Consider the following 24,869-nt stretch of genomic DNA (forward strand, 5'->3'; position numbering starts at 1 on the left):
CATATTTCTCATGTTGTACGCGCCCTACGCTCAGCCCCGACGAAAGGGGCAGGGGTGGCCGAGGAAGCACACCGGATCGATGAGGCAGAGCCGACGGGGGACGTCCTGCGGCTCAGCGTGGTGCCGCCGCCGACGGACGTCGAGGACACCGCGCGCGCACTCGGTCTCTGCGTCGCCGAGATCCTGACCGGGTCGCGCGAGGTCGACAGCATCGCCCGGTGGATCACCGACGAGGTCCACCGGCACCTGCAGCAGCGTGCCGCCGTCGCCGCGCGCGCCCGGCAGCTCGGCGGACGCTCACGGGGGCGGGCACTGCTGCGGGTCGGGAGCGTGATCGTGTGCCGACCCGCCGACGGGGTCGCCGAGGCGACCATCGTGGTGCACACGCGCAGTCACGCCCGTGCCGTCGCGATGCGGTTGGAGGAGCGGCAGGGCCGCTGGCGCGCGACGGCCGTCGGGGTCCTGTGACGCCTGTGGGGTGACCGGGAGACGGACAGGAGGGACGGTGCCAGCTGGCACCGTCCCTCCTGTCCGTCTGGTCCTGCGTCAGCCCTTCTTGGCGGCCTGACGACGCTCCGCGCGGTTGCCCGCAGCGGCCTGGCCGGAGGCCGTCGCGGCGTTGCCGAACGCGGAGCCCTGCTCCGGGCCGGCAGCTGCCTCGGCCTCGGCCTGCGCCTTCTGCGCCCGAGCCGTGGCGGCCTGCTCGAGGCGACCGCGCTCGTCGCGGACCTCGACCTCGCCGTCGATCGACGGAGCGGAGTACTCGAGACCGGAGACCTCGTCCTCGCCGAGCCCCTTGGCCTCGATGACGGCGTTCTCCCCGTCGGACTGGACCTGCACCTCGAGGTTGAAGAGGTAGCCGACCGACTCTTCGCGGATCTGGCCCATCATGCTCTGGAAGAGCGCGTAGCCCTCGCGCTGGTACTCGACCAGCGGGTCGCGCTGCGCCATCGCGCGGAGGCCGATGCCGTCCTTGAGGTAGTCCATCTCGTAGAGGTGGTCGCGCCAGCGGCGGTCGATCACCGAGAGGACCACGCGGCGCTCGAGCTCGCGCATGGCCTCGTCGCCGAGGAGTTCCTCGCGCTGCTGGTAGGCGAGCTTGGCGTCGGAGAGGATCTCGCGGCCGAGGAACTCGCGCGACGCCTTGCCCTTCGACCCGGCCTCGGTGATGACCTCGTCGATCGAGATCGAGATCGGGTAGAGCGTGCCGAGCTCGGTCCACATGGCGTCGAGGTCCCAGTCGTCCGCGTTGCCCTCGGCGGTGTGGGAGTCGAGCACGTCGTCGACGACGCTCTTCAGGAACGACTGCGCACGGTCGTGGATGTCGTCGCCCTCGAGGATGTGACGGCGGTCGCTGTAGATCGCCTCACGCTGGCGGTTGAGGACGTCGTCGTACTTCAGGACGTTCTTGCGGATCTCGGCGTTGCGGCCCTCGACCTGCGCCTGGGCCGAGCGGATCGCACGGCCGACGAGCTTGTTCTCGATCGCGAGGTCGTCCGGGACGTTCGAGCGGCCCATGAGGCTCTCGGCCGCGCCGGAGTTGAACAGCCGCATGAGGTCGTCGGTGAGCGACAGGTAGAAACGGCTCTCGCCCGGGTCACCCTGACGGCCGGAACGACCACGCAGCTGGTTGTCGATGCGGCGGGACTCGTGACGCTCGGTACCGAGGACGTAGAGCCCGCCGGCTTCGCGGACCTTGTCGGCCTCGTCCTTGATCTCGGCCTTGACGCGGTCGAACACCTCGTCCCAGGCGGCCTCGTACTCTTCCGGGGTCTCCGTCGGGGACAGGCCCTTGGCGTGCATCTCCTGCACGGCGAGGAACTCCGAGTTGCCACCGAGCATGATGTCGGTGCCGCGACCGGCCATGTTCGTGGCGACCGTCACGGCGCCCAGGCGACCGGCCTGCGCGACGATCGCGGCTTCACGCGCGTGGTTCTTCGCGTTGAGGACCTCGTGCTTGACGCCCTTCTTCGCGAGGAGCTTCGACAGGTACTCGGACTTCTCGACGCTCGTGGTGCCGACGAGGACCGGCTGGCCCTTCTCGTGGCGTTCGGCGATGTCCTCGGCGACCTGCTCGAACTTGGCCTTCTCGTTCTTGTAGACGAGGTCGGTCTGGTCGATGCGCTGCATCGGCTTGTTCGTCGGGATGGGGACGACGCCGAGCTTGTAGGTCGACATGAACTCGGCGGCCTCGGTCTCGGCCGTACCGGTCATGCCGGACAGCTTCTGGTAGAGGCGGAAGTAGTTCTGCAGCGTGACCGTGGCGAGGGTCTGGTTCTCGGCCTTGACCTCGACCTTCTCCTTCGCCTCGATCGCCTGGTGGATGCCCTCGTTGTAGCGACGGCCCATCAGGATGCGGCCGGTGTGCTCGTCGACGATGAGCACCTCGCCGTTCATCACGACGTAGTCCTTGTCGCGCTTGAACAGGGCGACGGCCTTGATCGAGTTGTTCAGGAACGAGATGAGCGGGGTGTTCGCCGACTCGTACAGGTTGTCGATGCCGAGGTAGTCCTCGACCTTCTCGATGCCGGGCTCGAGCACGCCGACGGTGCGCTTCTTCTCGTCGACCTCGTAGTCCTCGCCCGGGGTGAGGCGGGTCGCGATCGACGCGAACTCGGTGAACCAGCGGTTGGCCTCGCCGGAGGAGGGGCCCGAGATGATGAGCGGCGTGCGGGCCTCGTCGATGAGGATCGAGTCGACCTCGTCCACGATCGCGAAGAAGTGCCCGCGCTGCACCATGTCGGATGCCTGCCACGCCATGTTGTCGCGCAGGTAGTCGAAGCCGAACTCGTTGTTCGTGCCGTACGTGATGTCGGCCGCGTACTGCTCGCGACGCTCGGCCGGGGTCTGGTTCGCGATGATGCAGCCGGTCGTCATGCCGAGGGCGCGGAACACGCGGCCCATGAGCTCGGACTGGTACGAGGCGAGGAAGTCGTTGACCGTGATGACGTGCACGCCGCGGGACGGGATCGCGTTGAGGTACGCGGCCGTCGTGGCGACGAGGGTCTTGCCCTCACCGGTCTTCATCTCGGCGATGTTGCCGAGGTGCAGCGCGGCACCGCCCATGAGCTGGACGTCGAAGTGCCGCATGCCGAGGGTGCGCTTCGCTGCTTCCCGCACGGCGGCGAACGCCTCGGGCAGCAGGTCGTCGAGGGTCTCGCCGTTCGCGTAGCGCTCGCGGAGCTCCTTGGTCTCGTCCTGGAGTTCCTCGTCGGTGAGGCTCGCGAAGTCGTCCTCGAGGTCGTTGATGGCCGAGGCGTACGCCTTCAGCCGACGGAGGGTGCGTCCTTCGCCGATGCGGAGGACCTTCTCCAGCACGTTTGCCACGTGAGCTCCTTACGAGATCGTCACGCGCGACCTGCGCGATGCGAACAGCCAGTCATGCTAGCAACCCGGCGACTCCGGCCGCTGTGAACGGAGCGGGTGTGCGCGGCCCGCGAACGGACCGCGCACACCCGGGTGCCGTCGGTGGTGCTGAGCGATCGTCAGGCGATCGCGACCGCCGGTTCCGATCCGGACGCCGCTGCCGGCGCCGTTTCGGTGGACGGGTCGTCGATGCCGATCACGCCGTAGTCCCAGCCCTTGCGGCGGTAGACCACGCTCGGTCGGTGCGTCTCGGCGTCGACGAACAGGTAGAAGTCGTGTCCGACGAGCTCCATGAAGTACAGCGCGTCGTCGACCGTCATCGGACCGGCCTCGAAGACCTTGTGCCGGATCACGACGGGGCTGTAGACCTCGTTCTCGTCGTCCTCGGCCGTGGCGTCCACGACCGGCACGGCACCCGTCGCGACGGTCTCGATGAGCTTGCCGTCGGCGGGGACGACACCCATCCGCTCGAAGGCGGTCCCGGAGGCCTCGGAGACCGAGGTCGGGCGGTGGCGCCCACGGTGCACCTTGCGGCGGTCGCGTGCCCGGCGGAGTCGCTCCATGATGCGGGCGAAGGCCAGGTCGAAGGCGGCGTACTTGTCCGATGCGGCGGACTCCGCCCGCACGAGGGGCCCGGGGCCGATGAGGGTCAGTTCGACGCGGTCCTCACCCTGCCCGCCCGACTTCTCGTTGTGGCGGCTGATGCGCACCTCGAACGCGAGGGCGCGGTCGGCGAGCACGTCGATCTTCTCGGACTTCTGTTCGACGTAGGTGCGGAATCGGTCGGTGACCCCGATGTTCCGGCCCGTGATCGTCACGTCCATGTGGCGGCTCCCATCCAGACTCAGCGCGTCGCCTCCATCCGGCGATCCTGAACGCCTTGACGCGAGGCTAGACCCGGTGACCCCCGGGCGTCACGCGAAGTCGGTGAGTCGCGTGGACACCCACCGGACACACAGTGGCCACCGAGCGTTCACCGATGTGGACGCGCCGCCGGCGAGCGACCTGGACCCGGGCACGGACACGGACACGGGATTGGACACGGGACCGGACACGGGGCTCGTTGGTGCCGGACCGTCGCCCGTCAGTCGTCGACGCTGGCGACGGCGACGCACCGCACGACCCGACCACCCGCGGCGCGGACGGCCCGCACGGCCTCGGCCATCGTGACGCCCGTCGTGACGACGTCGTCGACCACGACGACCGGCCGACCGGCGACGCCCTCGGCCGCAAGGGTGCCGACCGTCGCCGCGACCCGTTCCACCGCGCTGCGCTCCTTCTGCCCGGCGCCGGCCCGACCACCCGCGCCCACGGCTCCCCCGGGCGCGTCCCCGGCACCGAGCCCCCACGACGCACGGGACCGCACCCGCGACAGCGCCCGCGGACGCCGGACGCCCCCGCGCGCCGCCAGGAGCACGACCGGGTCGAATCCCCGGCGCCGGGCCCCGCGGGGTGAGGGCGGGACACGGAGCAGCACGGCGCCCGGCCCGGCCTCGGAGAGCGCCGTCCGCACGAGCCCGCCGAACCGGGTGCCGAAGGGCCCGGCGAGGTCGACGCGCCCGCGGAGCTTCAGCTCGAGGAGCATCGTCCGGACGAGCCCGGTGTACTCGAAGGCCGCGTCCAGCCGCACCCCCGCGACGAGGCGCACCCGGCCGGGCATCGCGTCGAGGACCTGCCGACAGGGCATGCAGAGGGCTCGGTCGGGCCGGCCGCACCCGGCGCACGCCACCGGCAGGAAGAGCCCGACGACCGCGAGCAGCGCGTCCCGCCAGGGCCGCGCGACGCCGACGGCGCCGTCCGTACCCGCGGCACCAGCCGCACCCCAAGCGCCAGCCGCAGCCGCAGCGCCAGCCGCACCCGCGACACCAGCCGTAGCCGCAGCGCCGGCGGCGCCCTGCTCCGGGCCGGCACGATCGGTGTTCGTCATGCCCCCGATCCTGACCCGACCCACCGCCGGGCGGGCACCGGTCTGTCGGGCTGGGGACGCGCCTCCCGGACCGCCGCCCTGTGGAGGACCGACGTCAGCGCTGGACGCCGAGGACGTCCGCAGTGATCCCCGTCGTCTCCCAGCCGCCGCCGGTCGACTGCAGGACGGAGCCGTCGGACAGCCGCAGGAGCATGGAGCCGCCGCTCCCCCCGACGATCTGGGTCGCCCGGCCGTCGGGCTTCGGCAGGGTGCTCGACTGCCCACCGATGGTCGAGCGGACGACGTCCGGGCCCGAGGTCGTCTGCCCGACCGAGGCGACGTCGGAGTCGCTGATCCAGGCCGCGCCGACGGCGTTCCCGGTGGCGGCCTGCACGCGCACCGGCGATCCGAGCGAGGTCGGCGTGCGGTCCGCGCCGCGGACGATGGCCATCACGTAGAGGCTCGGGCCGTCGTTCGTCTCGATGAGGGCGAGCGCCCTCGTGGAGTCGCGGGACACCTGGAAGGACACGAGGTCGCCGGCCGGGAGCGTCGTGGAGACCTCGTGCGGGTCGCCGCCGAGGCCGTAGGCGGTCACGCGGCGGGTGTCGTCCTCGGACGCGACCCAGACGAAGCCGAGGTCGTCGATGGACGGCGGCACCAGACCGTCGGTCGCGTCGACACGCAGGTGGGTGCGGCCGCGGACGACCGTCACCCCGTCGCCGTTCCCGACCACGGCCGCGGTGCCGGAGGCCGACAGGGCAAACGAGGACGGTCGGAGGTCGCCGATCTCGGCGCCCATCCCGCCGCCGAGCTGGGCGATCTTGCCGCCGCCGAGCGCCGAGTAGCCGACGGTGCCGTCCTCGTCGACGAGCGGGCGGGCGTCGACGTCGGGGTTCTGCTGCGCGTCGACGCCGCCGGTGTCGGGGATGGAGAACGGTCCGCCCTCGACCGTGATGTCGACGGACGACACCGCGGCGACCGAGGCGAGCGACTTGGTCAGCTGCTCGCGCATCCGGGCCTTCGCCTCGCTGCTGGCGCCGAGGGCGTCGCTGGACAGGTCGACGAGGGCCGTCCCGCTCTCGACGGTGACGGCGTTGAGGGACAGCTGCGTGCCCTCGGGGAACGCGGAGACCACGGCCCCCTTGAGCCAGTCGGCCGGGCCGGCGAGCAGGGCGCTCGCGATCCGGGTGCTCGTCGACGACCGCGCGAGGAACCACCGCTCGTCGGGGACGAGGAACCGGTAGGTCGGGTCGTAGAAGTACAGGGCGTGCTGCTGGAACACCGACTCGAAGCTCACCGGCGACAGGATGATGCCGTCGGGGGCGTAGGCGATGCGCCACTCGCCGTCCTCGCGGGTGAACTGGAACGTGAGCGTGGACGAGGTGGGGCGGACCGCCTGGGTGTACTCGCCGTCCGCGTCGACGGTGGCGCTCGCCGTCAGGGTGTAGGTCAGCTCCCGTTCGCCGACGCGCTCGACGGCCGGGTTGCCGGACTGGATCGTCACCTGGCGCCGGGGGTTCCACTTCGTCGAGAAGTCCGAGGCGAGGAACTCGCGGGCGACCTCGTAGTCGTCCGCCGCGCCGGTGCCGGCGGCGATGAAGCCGCGCAGGATCGTCGTCTGGTCGGCTCCGGGCACGGGCTTGCCGGGGCGGTAGTCGACGCCGGAGACCGACTGGTCCTTGATCACCCCGCCGGACCGGACCGCGCCGTCGGTGGGGATCGCGGCGCAGGCGGACACGGCGACGACCGTCACCGCGGCGAGCGCCACGGCGACGAGGGTGCGGAGTCGGGTACGCATCAGTCGTCCTCTCGGACGGCGCGGGGGCCGTCGTACGGTTCGTCGAGGTCCGGGAGCGGGATCGCCGAGGTGGTGACGGCGACGCGGTCGTTGCGCGGCAGGGTCAGCACGAAGGCGGATCCCTCGCCGGGGCGCGACCAGACGTCGATGCTGCCGCCGTGCAGGTTCGCGTCGCCGAGCGAGATGGCGAGGCCGAGTCCGGTGCCGCCGATGGTGCGCTTGCGACTCGGGTCGGCACGCCAGAACCGGTCGAACACGCGGGCGGCGTCCTCGGGCGGCATGCCGATGCCCTGGTCGCGGACGGCGATCGCGACGGAGCGGGCGTCGCTGTCGACGACGACCTGCACGGGCTTCGCGTCGCCGTGCTCGATGGCGTTGCCGACGAGGTTGCGCAGGACGCGGCGGATGCGCTTCGCGTCGAGCTGCATGGTGGTGTGGCCGCCGGGCGTCAGGAGCTGCAGGTCGATGCCGGCGCGTTCGGCGAGCGGGCGGAACTCGTCGACGATGTCGGTGGCGAGGGCCGCGGGGACGACGGGTTCGGGGTCGAGGTGCACGGCCTGGGCGTCGAAGCGGGAGATCTCGAGGAGGTCGGCGAGCAGCAGCTCGAAGCGTTCCACCTGGGCGTGCAGGAGCTCGGCGGACCGGCCGACCGACGGCTCGAACGCGTGCCGGGAGTCGTAGAGCATGTCGCCCGCCAGCCGGATGGTCGTGAGCGGGGTGCGGAGTTCGTGGGAGACGTCGGAGACGAACCGCTGCTGCACCCGGGAGAGCTCGGCCAGCTGGGTGATCTGCCGGCTCACCGCGTCGGCCATGCCGTTGAAGCTCCGGGCGAGGGTGGCGATGTCGTCGTTGCCGCGCACCGGGATGCGTTCGTCGAGCCGGCCCGAGGCGATCTTCCGGCTCGTCTCGGCGGCACCGCGGATCGGGACGACGACCAGCCGGACGACGAGCGAGGTGACGAGGGCGATGAGCACCATCAGCGCGACACCGCCGATGGAGAGCGTCTGCGAGACGAAGTCGAGGGTCTGCTGGGCGTCGGAGAGGTCGTACACGAGGTACAGCTCGTACTGCCCGGCGCTCGGGATCTGCAGCGTCGACCCGACCGCGAGCCCGGGCTGGCGGCGCCCGTCGTCCTCGAGCCGCACCGGCTGCAGGCTGAGCCGACCGGTGTCCTTGCCGACCTCCTTGCGCAGCGCGTCGGTGATCACGGCGTCCGGGAAGCCCTGGCTGGCGACGTTCTGCACCGTCTGCGGGCCGGGCTGGTTCGGGGTCCGCTCGATGGCGATGCTGGTGCCGCCGGGGCTCGTCGTGTTCGACAGGATCGCCTGCTGCGCCTCGCTCTGCAGGGTCTCGAGCTCGCTCTGGTTGTTGTCCTCGCCGGCGGTCGCCGCGTCGAAGATGCCCTGCGCGACGATCGTGGCGCGGGCGGACTCGGACTCGATCTGGTCGCGGCGCTGCGCGTAGACGTTGTTCGAGATGCTGATCATGACGGCGGTGCCGATGATCGCGATCGCGAGGCCGGTGGTCATCACCGTGATCGCGACCGACCGGAACATCAGGGAGCGGCGCCAGAGGTACGCGACACCCCGCCAGCCGCGCCGGACCCACCGTCGGACACGGCGGCCGGCGCGGGCGAGTCTGCCCCGCACGGCGACGCCGCCGGTCGACGGTGTGGACGGCACGGTGCTCAGGACCCTCCGGCCCGGTACCCGACGCCGCGCACCGTGGTGACGATCTTCGGGTTGTCGGGGTCGTGCTCGATCTTCGCGCGGAGGCGCTGCACGTGGACGTTCACCAGCCGGGTGTCGGCCTTGTAGTGGTAGCCCCACACCTGCTCGAGCAGCATCTCGCGGGTGAAGACCTGGTTGGGCTTCTCGGACAGGGCCCGCAGCAGGTCGAACTCCAGCGGGGTGAGCGCGATCACGGCGTCGCCGCGTCGGACCTCGTGCCCGGCGACGTCGACGGTGAGGTCGCCGACGTGGAGCACGGTGGCGTCCGCGGCGGTCGGCCGGAGCCGGGTGCGGATGCGGGCGACGAGCTCCTTCGGGTTGAAGGGCTTCACGACGTAGTCGTCGGCGCCGTTCTCGAGGCCGGCGACCACGTCGGAGGTGTCGCCCTTCGCCGTGAGCATGATGATCGGCGTGCCGCTCTCGGCACGGATGCGCTTGCACACCTCGATGCCGTCGATGCCCGGGAGCATGACGTCGAGGAGCACCAGGTCGGGCTTCGTCCCGTGGAACGCGTCGATGGCGTCGTTGCCGTCGGCGCTGAACTCGGGTTCGTAGCCCTCGGAGCGGAGGACGATGCCGATCATCTCGGCGAGGGCCTGGTCGTCGTCGACGACGAGGATGCGCGGTGTCATGTGATGGGGACTCCGTGTGACGTGCGGCAGTGCCCGGTCGGCACCTGACCCCTCACGATAGCCGAGGCCCCGTGCGACGGCGTTTTCCGACAGGATGGGTGTCGACCGCGTCTTCCGCGTGCGTGGTCGGGAGCACGAGGGGGCGGCGATGTCCGACTGGCAGGTACCGGGTGCGCCCGGCGGGTCCGAGGACGGTCGGGACGAGCGTCCAGGAGGCGCGGCTCGGCCCCCGGCGCGGCAGCCGTCCGGCGCGTGGCCGGGTCAGCCCACCCAGTTCGGCCCGTCCGGCGCGTGGCCAGGTCAGCCCGGTGCGTGGGTCGGTGGCCCCGGGGGTCCGTCCGGTCCCCCGCCGGTCGGGTCGCGACCGGTCATCCCGCTGCGGCCGCTCGGGCTCGGCGACGTCCTCGCCGGCGCGTTCACCGTGTTCCGCCGCAACGCGCGGGTGCTCCTGCTCTGGAGCCTGCTCCTCAGCGGCGTCCTCGGGCTCCTCTCGACGCTCGTGAGCGTGTTCGGTCAGCAGGCGCTCCAGTCGCGCATGCTGTCAGCGGTCGACGGCGGCGCGACCGGCTCGGACTCGATCCTCGCCGGCTCGTTCACCCTGTGGCTCGTCCTGTCCGTCGCGCTGCCGTTCCTGGCCTACCTCGGGCGTGGCTTCCTCGTCGCGCCGGTCGCCGCGGACACCGGCGCACGCGTCCTCGGCCGACGCGCGACCTTCCGTGGGCTCTGGGCCCTGCTCGCCGGGCGCCGTTGGTCGGTGGTCGCCTGGATCCTGCTGCAGCTCGCGGCCGGCGTCGTGATCGGCATCGTGTTCGTGGGCGTCATGATCGGGCTCGTCGCCGCGGCCTCCGGGAGCGGCTCCGGCTCCGGCCTGGGCGCCTTCCTGCTCGGCTTCTTCCTGCTCGGCCTCGGGTTCGCGGTCGTGCTCGTGTGGCTCGGGACGAAGTTCGCGTTCACCGTGCCGACCATCGCGCTCGAGGGACGCCCCGTCTTCCAGGCCGCGGCGCAGTCGTGGCGGCTCACCCGTGGAGCCTTCTGGCGCACCTTCGGCATCATCCTGCTCGTGCAGGCCGTGTTCGGCGTCGCGGTGTCCATCGCGACGATCCCGCTCACGATCGGCGCGGTGCTCCTGGGCGGCACGTTCGACCCGCTCGGCCAGACCGACGCGGCCTCGGGTGCCGGGACGGGCGGGGTGATCGCGATCGTCGTGGGGAGCCTGCTCGGCATCGCGGTGCAGTGCGTCACGGACGTGCTGTCGGCGTCCGTCGTGACCTTCCTGGCGATCGACCGTCGCATCCGGACCGAGGCACTCGACCAGCGGATCGCGTCGCACCTCGAGACCGGAACGCCGACCGACCCGTTCGCGCCGTCGCCGCGGGTCGACCGGCCGGTCTGGCCCGGACAGGGGTGGCCGGGCGCTGCGCCGCAGCAGCCGTGGCCCGGACAGCCGGGCACCGTGCCCGGGCAGCCGTGGCCCGGACAGCCCGGCCCCGATGCCGCCGGTGGGCCGACCGCGCCGCCGCAATGGGGCGGCGCACCTGGTCGCTACCCGCCGGACGGCCGGGCATGACGATCGGTCCCGACGAGGCACGTCGGCTCCTCGAGCGCGAGCTCGAGCGGTCGGAGTACGACGGTGCGCACGTGACGTGGTGGGACCGCGCCTCGCGTGCCGTCCTCGAATGGATCGGGTCGCTCCGCGCCGACGGTCTCGGGTCCCCGGCGGTCGCGCAGACCCTGCTCTGGACGGCCGTGGTCGTGCTCGTGGCGGTCGTCGTGCTCGTGGTCGTCGCCCGCGGACTCCCCCGCCGACGGGCGCGACTCGCCGACGGGGAGACCGGCGGCGTGTTCGACGACGACGACCTCCGTCCGGCCAGCGCGATCGCCGAGGACGCCCGCGCTGCCCTCCGTGCCGGCGACTGGTCGCGTGCAGTCCTCGACGGCTACCGCGCGATCGCCAGGGGACTCGGTGAGCGCGACCTCGTGCCGGACGTCCCGGGAGCCACCGCGCGGGCCATCGCCGGCCGCGCGGCACGGGTCTTCCCGGTCGAGGCCACCCGGATCGAACACGCGGCCGTCACCTTCGACGAGGTCCGCTACCTGGACGTCGCCGCCACCGAGACGGCAGCCCGCGAGGTCCTCGACACCGAGCACGCCGTCCGGACGGCACGTCCTGCCCATGCGACGACCCCGGCGGTGCCCGCGTGACCGCCACGGTGTCCACTCCGCCGCAGTCCGCCGGGTCCGGACAGCCGGAGCGCGACCGGGGAGGTCGCGGCCGCCGTGTCGGTGCGTGGGTCGCCGTCGTGCTCGTCGGCGCGCTCCTCGCCGTGCTCACCGCGGTCGTCGGGCGGCCCGCCACCGACCGGGTTCCGCTCGACCCGGCGTCCGCATCGGCGAGCGGCGCGAAGGCGCTGGTGCGCGTCCTCGAACAGCGCGGCACCGACGTCCGTGTGGTGGACCGTGCGGACCGGATCGCCGACGGCACCGTGTTCGTGGACGACGAGCGCGGTGTCCTCGACCCGGCCGTCGCGCGGCGGCTCGCGCGCGAGGTCGAGCACGTCGTCCTCGTGAGCTCGGACCCCCGGGTGCTCGACGCGTTCGGTCTCGACGTCGAACCGGCCGCGCCGGTCGACGGGGACGACACCGTCCGCACGACCTCCTGCGCGATCTCTGCCGCCGCCGTGGCCGAGCGGATCACGGCGACGGGGACCGGGTACGCCGTACCCGACGGTCGACGGGCGCCCGCGGGGACCGACCTCTGCGCGCCGTTCGGCTCGGGCGGCGACCGCGTGTACGGACTCGTCCGGACCGACACTGCCGCCGGGGACGTCACCCTCGTCGGCACCACCGCGGCGTTCCGGAACGACACGATCACCACCGCCGGCAACGCCGCACTCGCCCTCGGGCTGCTCGGCGACGAGGCGACGCTCACCTGGTACACGCCGGTCCCGGGCGCCTCGGACGCCGCGCCGACCCTCGGTTCGCTGGCACCGCCGTGGGTCCCGAGCGCACTCGCGCTGCTCGGCCTCGTCGCGGTCGCCGCCGCGTTCTGGCGCGGCCGTCGCCTCGGGCCGCTCGTCGTCGAGCGGATGCCCGTCGTGGTACGCGCCGCCGAGACCACCGAGGGCCGCGCCCGACTCGCCGCCCGCACGCGCGATCGCACCCACGCCCTCGACACGCTCCGGATCGCGGCCATCCGGCGCACGGCTCGTCGGCTCGGACTCCCCCGGTCGGCCCACGTCGACGAGGTCGTCCGTGCCGCGGCCCGCGCCACCGGGATCCCCGACCGCCGCGTCGGGGCCGTCCTCGTCGGTGGGCCGACCACCGACGACCGCAGCCTCACCGCCGGAGCGGCAGCACTCGACGAGCTCGAACGCGCCGTCCTCGCCGCGACCACCGGCGCCCGCCAGACCGACCGAGACCACCGAGGAGCACGCCCGTGACCGACCCGTCCACCACCCAGAGCCCGCAGGCGACCCGTCCGGCCGATCCGCTCCGCGACGCCTTCGGACGGCTCCGCGCCGAGGTCGGCAAGGCCGTCGTCGGGCAGGAGGGCGCGGTGTCCGGGATGATCGTCGGCATCCTCGCGCAGGGGCACGTGCTGCTCGAGGGCGTCCCCGGCGTCGCGAAGACGCTGCTCGTCCGGAGCCTCGCGGCCGCGATGTCCCTCGACACCAAGCGGATCCAGTTCACGCCGGACCTGATGCCCGGCGACGTCACCGGCTCGCTGGTGTACGACGCCTCGACCGGTACCTTCCCGTTCCGCGAGGGGCCGGTGTTCACGAACGTGCTCCTCGCCGACGAGGTGAACCGGACGCCGCCGAAGACGCAGTCCGCGCTCCTCGAGGCCATGGAGGAGCGCCAGGTCAGCGTCGACGGTGACGCCCGCGCGCTGCCCGACCCGTTCTTCGTGGCGGCGACCATGAACCCGATCGAGTTCGAGGGCACGTACACGTTGCCGGAGGCCCAGCTCGATCGCTTCCTCATGAAGCTCACGCTCGACGTCCCGCCGCGCGACGTCGAGTGGCAGGTGCTCCGGCGGCACGCCGACGGCTTCGTGCCGCGTGACGTCCGCTCCGCCGGCATCGCCCCGGTCCTCGGCGTCGACGAGGTCCTGGCCGCCCAGCGTGCGGTCCGCGAGGTCGGGGCACGGGACGACGTCCTCGCGTACATCGTCGACCTCGCCCGCGCGACCCGGCAGGCGCCCTCCGTGCGGGTCGGTGTCAGCCCCCGCGGCGCGACCGCCCTGCTCGCCGCGGCGAAGGCGTGGGCGTGGCTCACCGGCTACGACGCCATCACACCGGACCACGTGCAGGCGATGCTCCTGCCCGTGTGGCGACACCGGCTGCGCGTCGCCGCGGACGCCGAGCTCGAGGGCGTCGGCGCCGACGGGGTGCTGCAGCAGGTCGTCGAGCAGGTCCGGGTGCCGATCTAGTGGCGATCTCCGGCCGCTTCGTCGCGCTCCTCGCGGTCGCGATCGTGCCCACCGTGCTCCTCGGCACGGGATGGGCCGGTCTCGCCTGGGCCGGGGTGGTCGTGCTGGCCGCCGTGCTCGACGTGCTGCTCGCGGCCGACCTCACCGCCGTGCGCGTCGAGCGGCGGATGCCGAGGCTCGCGCGGCGCGACACCACCGCCGACGGCACGCTCGTCCTCGCCAACGACGGGAGCCGCACGCTCCGCGGCGTGGTCCGTGACATGTGGGAGCCGTCCGCCGGACACGCCCCCCGGCGGATGCGGCTGCAGGTCCCCGCCGGCGAACGCCGGACGGCACGCATGCGCTTCGCCCCGTTCCGGCGCGGCCGTCGGGCGTCCGCCGGCGTCGCCGTGCGCGCGTTCGGCCCGCTCGGACTCGCGGCCCGGCAACGGGTCGTCCCGGCGCCGGCGGAGCTGGTCGTCACCCCGCCGTTCCGGTCCCGTCGGCACCTGCCCTCGCGGCTCGCACGTCTGCGGGAGCTCGACGGCGAGACCACGCTCCAGCTCCGCGGTCACGGCACCGAGTTCGACTCGCTGCGGGACTACGTGCGCGGCGACGACGTCCGGTCGATCGACTGGCGCGCGACCGCGCGGCGCCAGGACCTCGTGGTGCGCACCTGGCGTCCGGAGCGGGACCGTCGGGTGATCGTGGTCGTCGACGCCGGGCGTGCCGGTGCCGGCCGCGTCGACGACGAACCGCGCCTCGACACGTTCATCGAGTCCGCCCTGCTCCTCGGTGCCCTGGCCGCAGCTGCTGGCGACCGGGTCGACCTCGCCGTGCTCGACGACACCGTCCGCTCGCGGGTGCACGGTGCCACCCGCAGCGACGTCGTCCAGCGCTTCGGCGAGACCCTCGCGCTCACCGAGGCCGGGCTCGCAGCGACGGACTGGGCGGCGGTCCCGGGGCTCGTCGACTCGATCACCACCTCGCGGGCGCTCGTCGTGCTCGTGTCGAGCCTGGACTCCGTGGGGGCGTCGGGCGACCTGCTCGCCGTGCTCCCCCGGCTCACCCGGCGGCACGCGGTCGTCGTCACCAGCGTGACGGACCCGACGGTCGAGCGGATGGCGAGCGGGGCCGTGGAGCCGACCGCCCCGGAGCCGCGGCGACGCGGCGGGCGGGCGCCGTCCCTCCCGGCCCGCGCCGAGCGCGACGTCCACCGGCGCGCCGCCGCCGAACGCACGCTCCTCGACGCCGACGGCGTGGCCGACGTCGCACGACGTGCCGGAGCCGAGGTCGTCCGCGCTGCGCCCGAGCAGGTGCCACCGCTCGTCGCCGACGCCTACATCCGTGCGAAGGGCTCGGGGCGGCTCTAGCCGTCAGTCGGCGACGAGGGCGGACGTGCCGCGCTCGAACTCCTCGAGGTCGCCGCGCTGCCCCGCGCGGTGCGCGCGCCCGCCGAGGACCCACTGGTACCAGAGCACGGCCGCGAGAGCGACGGTGCCGATCCCGATCTTCACCGGCCACGGCCAGTCCTGACGGGTCACGGTGCCCTCGACGAGTCCGGACAGCAGGAGCGTCAGGGCGAGGCCGACGGCGATCGTGATGAGCGCTCGGCCGTCCTCGGCGAGGGCCTGGCCGCGGGTGCGGGCACCCGGCGCGACCCACGACCAGAAGATCATCAGGCCCGCGGCCGCCGCGAGGAAGATCGAGTACAGCTCGAGCTGGCCGTGCGGGGCGATGTACAGGAAGAAGTCGCCGAGCCGGCCCTGGTCGTGCATGATCGCCGCCGAGACGCCGAGGCTCATCGCGTTCTGGCCGATCGAGAACGGCACGAAGAGGCCGGTGATGCCGAACGCGACCATCGTGGCGGCGATGTAGGCGTTGTTCGTCCACACCTGTGCCGTGAACGCGCCGAGGCCGTGGTCGGAGTAGTACGCCTGGAAGTCCTGGGTCGCGTACTGTCGCAGCGCCTCGGGCGTGCCGAAGGTGTCGACGGCGCCCGGCGTCGTCGTGATCCAGACCGCCGTGATCGCCGCGACCGCCGCGGTGGCCGCCGCGACCCAGATCGTGACCCAGCGGATCCGGTGGAGGGCCGCGGGGAGCTGCAGGACGAAGAACGTCGTCACGGCGGCCAACGGGTCGACCGGGGTGCCGGTGAACCGGAGCCGAGCGCGGAAGAGGGTCAGCGAGAGGCGGTCGCCCACGGCGGAGCGCGGCGCGGCGCCACGGATCCGGGCGAGGTCGGTCGCGGCCTCCTGGTAGCCGGAGACGAGGCGGTCGACGTCGGCGCCGGAGGCGTGACGGGCGCGGGCGAGTCGGTCGAGTTCCTGCCACCGGTCGCGGTGCACCTCGGTGTAGGCGTCCAGGTCCACAGCGTCTCCCCCACTCGTCGCGTCCGCAGTCGTCGCGTCCGCAGTCGTTGCGTCCGCTGTCGTTGCGTCCGCGCTCCGGTGCCGCTCGTGTCGGTCGTGCGCACGGCCCGTCCGGACGGTCCCCGCGCGGACGCCGGGTGTCTCCGACAGAATGATCCCATGCCGAAGACCCGCGTGCCGCGTGACCTCGCCGACGGTCGGTTCGTCCGAGCGCTCGAGGACACCCACGACGAGCTCGTCGTCGGCGAGGCCGTCGCCCTCGACGTGCAACCCGCCGGCATCGCGCTGCGGTTGGCGGCGGCGCTCCTCGACGGCGTCTGCCTGCTCGCGCTCTACCTCATGCTCGTGTTCGGCCTGTCCCGCGTCTGGCCGAGCGGCCTCGACGACGCGTGGACTGCGGCGCTCAGCATCGGGGCTCTCGTCGCCGTGCTCGTGCTCGTGCCGGCGGCGCTCGAGACCGCGACCCGCGGCAAGAGCGTCGGCCGCTACGCCACCGGCACCCGGGTCGTGCGGCTCGACGGCGGGGCGATCGGGTTCCGGCACGCGTTCACCCGAGCGCTCGTCGGACTGTTCGAGCTGTGGATGACCGTCGGGTCGGTGGCGTTCCTCGTCGCGTTGTTCGGCTCCCGGCCACGGCGGCTCGGAGACCTGCTCGCGGGCACCTTCGTGCAGCACGAGCGCACGGCGAAGCAGCGCGATCCCGAGGTCCTCATGCCAGCGGAGCTCGTGGCCTGGGCCGGGGTCGCGGACGTGTCGGCGCTGCCGCAACGGCTCGAGAACCGGCTCGGGGCGTTCTTCCGCGGTGCCGCCGACCTCCGGCCCGAGCTGCGCGAGGCGGCGGCGCGTGAGCTGGCCGCCGCGGTCGCCGGGTACGCGCACCCCGTGCCGCCGGTCCGACCCGAGGCGTTCCTCGCCGGGGTCGTCGTGCTGCGGCGGGAGCGGGACCTGCGGGCACTGCGGGGGCGGGCGGCGGTGCTCGACCGCGCGTCGGCGGTGGCGACGGCGCGGCCGCCCGGCTTCCCGCGCTGACGCGGGGGCGCCGGGCGCGGGGCGCGGCGCCGGCACGCGGCGCGGGCGCGCACGACCCGCGGGCGGCGGACAGGCGCCGGCGCGCCGCAGGCGCGGGCGCGGAGCGCACGAGCGCGCCGCGCGCACCGTCCGCGGGCAGCGCACAACCAAAAGCGCCTGGAACCGCGCGGATGCGCGGTTCCAGGCGACTTTGGTTGTGCCGCGCGCAGGCAGCGCGGCGAGGACGCGCAAGCGCGGCGCCGCGCGCGGCCGCGCGCAGGTCCGCGCCCCGGAACGAACACTGCGCCCCGTTCCATCGGGGCGCAGTGTTCGACCGGGGGCGCGGACCGCAGCGCTCTCCGGCGGGAGCGGCGCGAACCGGGGCGACCGGCGCGGAGCCGCGCGACCGACGGCCGCCGGCGGCGGCCCGGCGCACGACCGAAAGCACCCGGAACCGCGCGCGGTTCCGGGTGGCCGTCGTCGTGCAGCGCGCACGCGCAGCGCGCTGGGCTCGCGCGGGCGCACCGGGCGCGCGCGGGCGCGCGGCGCCGCGCTGCGTCAGTACCGGTAGTGCTCGGGCTTGTAGGGGCCTTCGACCGGGACGCCGATGTACGCCGCCTGCTCCGGCCGGAGTTCGGTCAGCGCGACCCCCAGCGCGTCGAGGTGCAGGCGCGCCACCTTCTCGTCGAGGTGCTTCGGCAGCACGTACACCCCCGTCGGGTACTCGTCGCGCCGAGTGTGCAGCTCGATCTGTGCGAGCACCTGGTTCGTGAACGAGTTGCTCATCACGAAGGACGGGTGACCGGTGGCGTTGCCGAGGTTCATCAGGCGCCCCTCGGAGAGCACGAGGATCGAACGGCCCGTCGGCAGGCGCCACTCGTGCACCTGCGGCTTGATCTCGACCTTCTCGACGCCCGGCAGTGCCTCGAGCCCGGCCATGTCGATCTCGTTGTCGAAGTGTCCGACGTTCGCGACGATCGCGAGGTGCTTCAGCGCGAGCATCTCGTCCACGCCGACGACCCCGAGGTTGCCCGTGCAGGTGACGACCATGTCGACCTGGTCGGCGACGTCCGCCAGGCGTGCCACCTGGTAGCCGTCCATCGCGGCCTGGAGCGCGCAGATCGGGTCGACCTCGGACACGATGACGCGGGCACCCTGCCCGCGCAGCGCCTCGGCCGCCCCCTTGCCGACGTCGCCGTAGCCGACGACGAAGGCGACCTTGCCGCCGATCAGGACGTCGGTCGCACGGTTCAGGCCATCGGGCAGCGAGTGCCGGATGCCGTACTTGTTGTCGAACTTCGACTTCGTGACGGAGTCGTTGACGTTGATCGCCGGGAACTTCAGCTCACCGTTGCGGAAGAGCTCGTACAGGCGGTGCACGCCCGTGGTGGTCTCCTCGGTGACGCCCTCGATGTCGGCCGCGATGCGGGTCCAGCGGTCGGACGACTCCTGCAGCGACGCGGCGACCGTGTCGAGGACGATCTTCCACTCGGTGCTCGCGTCGGCACCCGCCTCGGGCACACGCCCGGCGGCCTCGGCATCGGCACCGGTGTGCACGAGCATGGTCGCGTCACCGCCGTCGTCGAGGATGAGGTTCGGGCCGGTCCAGTCGGCACCGGCGGCGGCTGCCTCGGCCGACCAGTCGAAGATCCGGCTGGTGCACCACCAGTACTCCTCGAGCGTCTCGCCCTTCCACGCGAACACCGGGACGCCGGCCGGCGACGAGGGGGTCCCGGTCGAGCCGACGGCGACGGCCGCGGCGGCTTCGTCCTGCGTCGAGAAGATGTTGCAGCTCGCCCAGCGGACCTGGGCGCCGAGCGCGACGAGGGTCTCGATGAGGACGGCCGTCTGCACCGTCATGTGCAGCGACCCGGCGATGCGCGCACCGGCGAGCGGCTGCGACGCGCCGAACTCCTCGCGCAGGGACATCAGCCCCGGCATCTCGTTCTCGGCGAGGCGGATCTGGTGTCGCCCCGCCTCGGCGAGGGCGAGGTCGGCGACACGGAACGGTGCTGCGGTACGGGCTTCGGTGCGCATGGGCCCAGTCTTCCACGCCGGGAGGCGCGGGTCGTCAGACGACGTCGGTGCCGTGCACCGCGCCTCCGCGAAGCCGCCTGTGGAGGACTGTGCCCGACCGCATCAGTCCGCGTCGCGACGGAGCGGCTCGCGCCGCACCACCTGCCAACCGCGCGGCACGCGCAGCTGCGCCGCGTGGCGTGCGCAGAGGTCGTAGCCGTGCGGCTCGACGCGCGTCGAGAGCGGACCGACGACGACCATGGAGTCCCCGTAGTCGTAGGTGAGGGTCGCCGCCGCGCTCGCGCCACAGGCGACCTTGCTGCAGATCCTCACGTCCATACCGCCACCGACCCTACCGGAGCGCGGCAGGGCGTCCGCCGCCGCGTACGATGTGGTGATGCGTCGCAGGACCCCTCTCGTCACGCCGGTCGACCGTGGTCGCGGCCGCTCCCGACACGGGCGCGGCGGTCGCTCGAGCGTCACCGGACCGGACCTCGCGCCGATCATCACGCGCGCCGAGACGTTCGACCGCATCGTCGGCGACACCGCGCACTACCTGCTCGGCCTCTGGCCCGCCGAACTCGAGGGCGTCGTCTTCCAGGTCGCCGACATGCCGACCGACCAGTCCCTGCCGGACCACATGCCCCGGTGGCGGGTGGACCGCGAGCGACGTCGCGTGACCGTGTTCCGCGTCCCCGTCGAGCGGGTCACCCGCAGCCCCGAGAAGGACGACACCGACAAGCGCATCATCATCGAGACCGCGGTGTTCCGTGCGGTCGGCGAGCTGATCGACAAGGACCCGTGGGACCTGGCGCCGGACCGCTACCGCCACTGGTGACGCAGGGCGCCACGGCTCAGGGGTAGACCCGCACCGGCGTGGACACCTCGGTGGCGGCGCGGACCGGGAACCCGGCGATGCCGTCCTCGCCCATGTACGTCACGCCCGCGACGAGCCCCTCGGTCCCCTGCAGCTCGAGCTGCTTCGCGACCGGGACGATCACGGTGCGGACACCGCCGGCGACGACCTGGACGTCCTGCGTCTCGTCGCCGGAGCGGATCGTGACGTCGGCGTCGGACCGGGTCGGGTTGACGAGCGTCAGGCGCTGGTTCTCGCCGGGTGCGACCGCGGTGATCGTGGACGAGCCGAGCGGGTCCGCCGAGGCGAACCACCCGACGTCCGTGCGGCCGTCGTCGGTCGGCGTCGTCGTGCGGGCGCCGGCGACGAGCGGCTCGGTCGACGTCACGGTGAACGCGTAGCGGCCGTCCGGGAAGTCGTCGAGGGCGACGTCGGTGACGACGCCGGGCTCGGCGGTGGCGTTCACGGTGGAGCCGCCCCCGTCGGCGGTGGTGATGCCGAGCGTCACGCGGGCCGCCTCGGTGCCGGGGACGAAGAGGCGGACGATCGGTGCGGCGTCGGCGGTGTCGTCGCCGCGCTGGGCCTCCTGGGCGCCGTCGAGGACGACGCCGGGGATGATCTGCGACGTCGCGGGTGCGGCGCCGCCGGAGATGATGTCGAAGCCGCCGGGGGTGAGCGTCCGGACGATCGACTCCTGCATGTGCGCGACGATCTGGCCGCCGGACGACTCGACGTGCACGACGGTCGATCCCTGGTCGGACACGAACCCGGAGAGCGGGACAACCTTCTGCGTGTTCGGCGCGACGACGATGCCCGTCGTGCCGGGGGCGCTGACCGTCCCGGAGCCGTCGTAGATCGACAGGTCGACGGTCGCGTTCACGTCGGTCGGGTTCGACAGGGTGACGAGGGACGTGCGGCCGGTCTCGGTGGACCCGCCGACGAGCCAGGTGGACTGGCTCGGGTCGTCGCACGACGCAGCGCCGACCCCGACGAGGTCACCACTCGCGACGCTCTGGTAGCTGCTGCCGGCGACCTGCGGGGTCGTGTCCCCCGCGGGTGCGGTCAGGAGGCGCGGCTTGCTCCCGCCCGTCGAGGAGTCGTCGAGCCCGGAGCGCTCGACGCTCGACCCGGTGGTCGCGGTGGCGACGGTGGCGGTCCCGACCGTGCTCGCCTTCGTCGCGTCGTTGCCGGCGTCGTCGGAGAGTCGGAGGGCGTTGCCGGCGCAGACGCGCTCGGCGTCCGCCGGGACGGGCGTCACGGTCTTGCCCGCGGGGCGCCCCGGTGCGGTCTCGGTGCCGATGGCGTGCGCGGCCGTGACGGCGCCGGCGGCGACCACGACGGCGATCGCGGTCGCCGTGCCGCGGACGACCCAGCGGCGGACGGAGGCGGGGGTACGGCTCATTCGTCGCGCTCCTCGTCGAAGGTGGTGGCGGGTTCCTCGGCCTCGATGACGTTCGAGGTGGCACGGCGTCGGCGGGGTGCCGTGGGCACCGCGAGGAGCGCCGCCGCGCCGAACACGACGCCGAGGACCACGAGGTAGAGGACGTGCGTGGCCCGGGCGCCGGCCGATCCGGTGGACGGACGGTCGACGTCGCCCTCGTAGTGGAAGAGCTGCCCACTCGTGGTCTCGCCGATGCTCGTGAACAGCGCGTTCTGCCCGATCGCACCCGCCGCACGGTCGTGGACCGCCTGCGCCGAGGAACCCGACGGGGCGTCGTCGAGCAGGACGAAGCTGACGCCGAGCTGCCGCAGCGCGGGCTCCGGGTCGTAGCCGCTCCGGCTCGCCAGGTTGCCGGCGAGGGTCGCGAGCTGCGCCCCGGACCGGCTGAGCGTGAGGGCGGTCGAGTCCAGGGTGGTCTGGTCGTCGAGCGTCGACCCCTGCCCGCGTTCCAGCGACACCGCGAGCGAGCCGTCGTCCTGCGGGTCGACGACGAGCGTGCCGACGTCGGGGTTCGCCAGGGCCTCGGCGTTCACGTAGGCGCTGAGCACCCGGCCGGACGTGGGCTGGATCACCGCGTTGCCGAGGTAGAACGCCCCGAACGCCGGCGCCACCGTGACCGCGGCCACGACGGTGGTCACGAGCCCGGCGACCGGCGCGGTGCGCGGCAGGACGTCGATCCCGATGCTCGCCGCGGCGACGATGCCGAACCAGTAGACGGACAACCCGCTGCCGGGCCAGATGATCGTGGTGGTCGACCCGACACCGGTCACCGCGACGTGGGTGGCGGCGAAGGCGGTGGCGAAGCCGGCCAGGGCGATGAGGAGCACGGCGCCGGTGACGGCCCAGCGGTGGCCGAGCATCGCGCCGATGGCAGCGACGGCGATCGGCAGCGCGAGCACCGCCATCGCCACGGGCAGGATCCACGCGGCGAGTGCCAGGCCCGAGGTGGTCGGCAGCCAGCCGCTCCAGTCCGGGACGGGCTGACCGATGGCGAGCTGGAACGCCGACGGCGCACGGGTGGCCGACGGGACGCCCGGGTCCGCGAACACGGCGAGCACGTTGCCGCGGGCGACCTGCGCGAGCACGAGCGGCAGGAAGAGCACCGCGGCCGGCACCGGGATGAAGACCCGGCGGTGCGCGCGTCGCCAGCCGACGGCGAGCGACACCAGCCAGCCGAGCAGCAGGACCGGCAGCAGCGACGGCGCGGAGGCCGCGACGACGGCGAAGAGCAGGGACGCGCCGGACGCCCACGCCCACGACCGGTGCGCCTCGAGCACGGCGAGGAACAGCCATGGCAGGAGCACGTGCGCGATCACGGCACCGAGGTGCCCGCTCGTCACGGCACCGACGAGCGTCGGCGCGATCGTGTACAGCGCCGCGCCGATGACCGGCACCCAGGTGCGGGTGGTCAGCTTCCGGACCGCGAACCAGGCGCCGAGCGCGGCGAGCGGGAACGCGACGAGCATCACGAGCACCACCGAGGTGGACGGCGACCAGAACGTGATGGATCCGAGCACCGCGACGACCGAGGCGAAGGGGTCGCTCGGGCCGGTGAACCCGGTGCCGATCGAGTGCCAGCCGTAGCCGACGTTCTGCCAGAGCCGGGAGACGTCGGTGCTGAGCGGCAGGAGCCCGCCACCGGTCAGCGCCGGCGAGCCGAGCAGGGGGTAGAGGGTCACGACGCTGAGGACCGCCGCGGCGAGCACGACCCAGATCCCGCCGTCGCCGAGGAAGGACGCCCGGGCGATCGGGGCGTCCTCGACCCGAGCGAGCTCGACGTCGCGCGAGGTGGTGCGCCGCTCGTGCACTCGGCGCCAACTGACCCGGAGCGGCTCGACGGCCGCCCACCCGAGCTTCTTCCCGCGCGCGAGGACGCGGCGCGACCGTCCGGTCCCGCCGCCGAAGGCGACCGAGAACGCCGCGGCGAGCTCCGCGCCGACCGCTGCCGGGTGCTTCGCGACGAGGTGCCCGACGGCACGGCCGATCGCGAAGGGCACGAGCGTGAGCCAGTGCAGCCAGAGGACCCCGATGGGTGCGTAGGTCATCCGGCGGTGCAGCTGCGCCTGCCGGTGCATCCGGACGCGGCGTCCCTCGGAGACCCGCTTGCGGCCGAACTCCTCGATGGGCCCGGCACTCGTCACCCGGGCCTCCGGGACGAGGGCGACGCGGTGTCCGGCGAGGCGCACCCGCACGCAGAAGTCGAGCGCGGCGTCGACGTTCGGCAGGGCGGGGTCGAACCCGCCGAGCTCGTTCCAGACGGAGCGGCGGACGAGCATGCCGCCGGCGGCGACCGCCATGACGTCGGTGTGCCGGTCGTGCTGCCCCTGGTCGAGCTCGTCCTGCACGAGGCCGAGCGACCGACCGAACCGGGTCATGCTCTCGCCGAACGCGCGGATCCGGGAGGGGTCGTCGACGTCGATGAGCTTCGGACCGGCGACGACGACGCTGGGGGCGATCTCGACGGCGGAGAGGAGGTCGGCGAGCGCGGTCGGAGCCGGAGCGTTGTCGTGGCCGAGCAGCCAGAGCCACTCGTCGACGGGTTCGTCGGCGACCGCGGGCGGCGCCTCGCGCTCCCCACGCGCGACCGCCTCGCCGAAGGGGCGTCCGGCGGGCAGGCGCAGGAGTTCCGCGGACCCGCCGAACGCGAGGTCGGCGGTCGAACCGTCGGTGGACCCGAGGTCGACGACGACGAGGTTCTCGGGGTGCCGGGTCTGGGCCGCGAGCGCGTCCAGGGTCCGGTCGAGGTGGTCCGCTCCGTTGGCGGCGACGAGGATCGCGGTGACTCTGGGCTGCATGACGGGCGTCACTCTACGGGCCAGGAGGCGCGGCTCGGCCCCGCGGGGCGGCGCGCCGTGAACCTGTGGAGGCCATCAACGTGCGGTGCGCGTCGGACGCGCACCGCGCCTCCTGGACGGGGCAGTTGCGGACTACGCCCGTTTGCGCAGCTTGCGGCGCTCGCGCTCGGAGAGGCCGCCCCAGATGCCGAACCGCTCGTCGTTCTCGAGCGCGTACTCGAGGCACTGCGAGCGGACCTCGCACGAGGTGCAGATCTTCTTGGCCTCACGCGTCGAGCCGCCCTTCTCCGGGAAGAACGCCTCGGGGTCGGTCTGCGCGCAGAGCGAGTCGACCTGCCAGGCGAGCGGGTTCTCCTCGTCGTCGGACTCCGGACGGCGCACACCCGGGACGCCGAGCGACACAGGGTCGACGTGCCAGTCCTCCGGTACTCCGGCGTGGAAGTCGGAACCGTTCACCCTGATCACCCCTGACGTCTCGATAACGGGACCACAACGATCGCTGTCGTTGCCTGTAATTACAGCGGTGTCATTCGCCTGA

General features: G+C 73.2%; 20 protein-coding genes. 8 read left to right on the forward strand and 12 right to left on the reverse strand.

From position 1 onward, the window contains the following. Positions 1-54: 54 nt before the first annotated feature. Positions 55-468, forward strand: a complete 414-nt coding sequence (locus tag ACIQUC_RS14190; protein ID WP_402268087.1) for an Rv3235 family protein — start codon at positions 55-57, stop codon at positions 466-468. A 78-nt stretch (positions 469-546) separates the two neighbouring features. Here the strand turns inward: ACIQUC_RS14190 and secA are convergent, their stop codons facing one another. The 6 genes from secA to mtrA all read right to left on the reverse strand — a co-directional run bounded on the left by secA (position 547) and on the right by mtrA (position 9,432). Then, positions 547-3,327 carry a preprotein translocase subunit SecA gene (secA, locus tag ACIQUC_RS14195; RefSeq protein WP_402268090.1) on the reverse strand — a complete coding sequence of 927 codons (2,781 nt, stop codon included), beginning with the start codon at positions 3,325-3,327 and terminating at the stop codon, positions 547-549. A gap of 158 nt (positions 3,328-3,485) precedes the next feature. Further along, a complete protein-coding gene (gene hpf, locus ACIQUC_RS14200; RefSeq protein WP_402268093.1) occupies positions 3,486-4,190 on the reverse strand; it encodes a ribosome hibernation-promoting factor, HPF/YfiA family in 705 nt (234 codons plus the stop codon). A 260-nt stretch (positions 4,191-4,450) separates the two neighbouring features. Next, the gene (locus tag ACIQUC_RS14205; protein WP_402268096.1) at positions 4,451-5,293 is read right to left on the reverse strand and encodes a ComF family protein; all 843 of its coding nucleotides are present in this window, start codon (positions 5,291-5,293) and stop codon (positions 4,451-4,453) included. A gap of 94 nt (positions 5,294-5,387) precedes the next feature. Further along, positions 5,388-7,070 carry a GerMN domain-containing protein gene (locus ACIQUC_RS14210; protein WP_402268099.1) on the reverse strand — a complete coding sequence of 561 codons (1,683 nt, stop codon included), beginning with the start codon at positions 7,068-7,070 and terminating at the stop codon, positions 5,388-5,390. Further along, positions 7,070-8,752, reverse strand: coding sequence for an MtrAB system histidine kinase MtrB (gene mtrB, locus ACIQUC_RS14215; RefSeq protein WP_402268102.1), 1,683 nt, complete (start codon positions 8,750-8,752; stop codon positions 7,070-7,072). The genes ACIQUC_RS14210 and mtrB overlap by 1 nt, the downstream gene beginning before the upstream one ends. A gap of 5 nt (positions 8,753-8,757) precedes the next feature. Further along, complete coding sequence (gene mtrA, locus ACIQUC_RS14220) at positions 8,758-9,432, reverse strand: MtrAB system response regulator MtrA (protein WP_022905943.1); 675 nt, start codon at positions 9,430-9,432, stop codon at positions 8,758-8,760. 148 nt (positions 9,433-9,580) lie between these two features. Between mtrA and ACIQUC_RS14225 the strand changes: the two genes are divergently transcribed. From ACIQUC_RS14225 to ACIQUC_RS14245, 5 genes are read left to right on the forward strand one after another with little or no spacing between them, the layout of a single operon-like run. Then, on the forward strand, positions 9,581-10,999 hold the full coding sequence (locus tag ACIQUC_RS14225; RefSeq protein ID WP_402268105.1) for a glycerophosphoryl diester phosphodiesterase membrane domain-containing protein: 1,419 nt from the start codon (positions 9,581-9,583) through the stop codon (positions 10,997-10,999). After that, on the forward strand, positions 10,996-11,634 hold the full coding sequence (locus tag ACIQUC_RS14230; protein ID WP_402268108.1) for a DUF4129 domain-containing protein: 639 nt from the start codon (positions 10,996-10,998) through the stop codon (positions 11,632-11,634). Before ACIQUC_RS14225 ends, ACIQUC_RS14230 begins: the two co-directional genes overlap by 4 nt. Next, complete coding sequence (locus tag ACIQUC_RS14235; RefSeq protein WP_402268111.1) at positions 11,631-12,872, forward strand: DUF4350 domain-containing protein; 1,242 nt, start codon at positions 11,631-11,633, stop codon at positions 12,870-12,872. Before ACIQUC_RS14230 ends, ACIQUC_RS14235 begins: the two co-directional genes overlap by 4 nt. Continuing rightward, on the forward strand, positions 12,869-13,864 hold the full coding sequence (locus tag ACIQUC_RS14240) for an AAA family ATPase (RefSeq protein WP_402268114.1): 996 nt from the start codon (positions 12,869-12,871) through the stop codon (positions 13,862-13,864). Before ACIQUC_RS14235 ends, ACIQUC_RS14240 begins: the two co-directional genes overlap by 4 nt. Beyond that, positions 13,864-15,216, forward strand: a complete 1,353-nt coding sequence (locus tag ACIQUC_RS14245; protein ID WP_402268117.1) for a DUF58 domain-containing protein — start codon at positions 13,864-13,866, stop codon at positions 15,214-15,216. Before ACIQUC_RS14240 ends, ACIQUC_RS14245 begins: the two co-directional genes overlap by 1 nt. A 3-nt stretch (positions 15,217-15,219) precedes the next feature. Here ACIQUC_RS14245 and ACIQUC_RS14250 read toward each other — a convergent pair whose 3' ends face one another. Then, positions 15,220-16,215, reverse strand: a complete 996-nt coding sequence (locus tag ACIQUC_RS14250) for a stage II sporulation protein M (RefSeq protein ID WP_402268120.1) — start codon at positions 16,213-16,215, stop codon at positions 15,220-15,222. A gap of 159 nt (positions 16,216-16,374) precedes the next feature. On the opposite strand from ACIQUC_RS14250, the gene ACIQUC_RS14255 reads away from it, so the two are divergent. Beyond that, positions 16,375-17,244: an RDD family protein gene (locus tag ACIQUC_RS14255; protein ID WP_402268123.1), complete on the forward strand. Its 870-nt coding sequence runs from the start codon at positions 16,375-16,377 to the stop codon at positions 17,242-17,244. Positions 17,245-17,781: 537 nt separating this feature from the next. Here ACIQUC_RS14255 and ahcY read toward each other — a convergent pair. Both ahcY and ACIQUC_RS14265 read right to left on the reverse strand, forming a co-directional pair. Continuing rightward, a complete protein-coding gene (ahcY, locus tag ACIQUC_RS14260; protein ID WP_402268126.1) occupies positions 17,782-19,260 on the reverse strand; it encodes an adenosylhomocysteinase in 1,479 nt (492 codons plus the stop codon). A 102-nt stretch (positions 19,261-19,362) separates the two neighbouring features. Beyond that, entirely contained in the window at positions 19,363-19,578 is a 216-nt protein-coding gene (locus ACIQUC_RS14265; protein WP_031261169.1) for a DUF3499 family protein, read from the reverse strand. 58 nt (positions 19,579-19,636) lie between these two features. Between ACIQUC_RS14265 and ACIQUC_RS14270 the strand changes: the two genes are divergently transcribed. Continuing rightward, on the forward strand, positions 19,637-20,077 hold the full coding sequence (locus ACIQUC_RS14270; protein ID WP_402268129.1) for a hypothetical protein: 441 nt from the start codon (positions 19,637-19,639) through the stop codon (positions 20,075-20,077). A gap of 16 nt (positions 20,078-20,093) precedes the next feature. Here the strand turns inward: ACIQUC_RS14270 and ACIQUC_RS14275 are convergent, their stop codons facing one another. From ACIQUC_RS14275 to ACIQUC_RS14285, 3 genes are all read right to left on the reverse strand, one after another. Then, positions 20,094-21,497: a DUF5719 family protein gene (locus tag ACIQUC_RS14275; protein WP_402268131.1), complete on the reverse strand. Its 1,404-nt coding sequence runs from the start codon at positions 21,495-21,497 to the stop codon at positions 20,094-20,096. Continuing rightward, positions 21,494-24,331 (reverse strand): glycosyltransferase, encoded by a 2,838-nt coding sequence (locus tag ACIQUC_RS14280; protein ID WP_402268134.1) that lies wholly within the window; start codon positions 24,329-24,331, stop codon positions 21,494-21,496. The genes ACIQUC_RS14275 and ACIQUC_RS14280 overlap by 4 nt, the downstream gene beginning before the upstream one ends. Positions 24,332-24,463: 132 nt before the next feature. Then, positions 24,464-24,796, reverse strand: a complete 333-nt coding sequence (locus ACIQUC_RS14285) for a WhiB family transcriptional regulator (RefSeq protein WP_022907674.1) — start codon at positions 24,794-24,796, stop codon at positions 24,464-24,466. Between the last annotated feature and the right edge of the window lie 73 nt (positions 24,797-24,869).

It is taken from the genome of Curtobacterium sp. NPDC098951, from assembly GCF_044759965.1.
Classification (GTDB): domain Bacteria; phylum Actinomycetota; class Actinomycetes; order Actinomycetales; family Microbacteriaceae; genus Curtobacterium.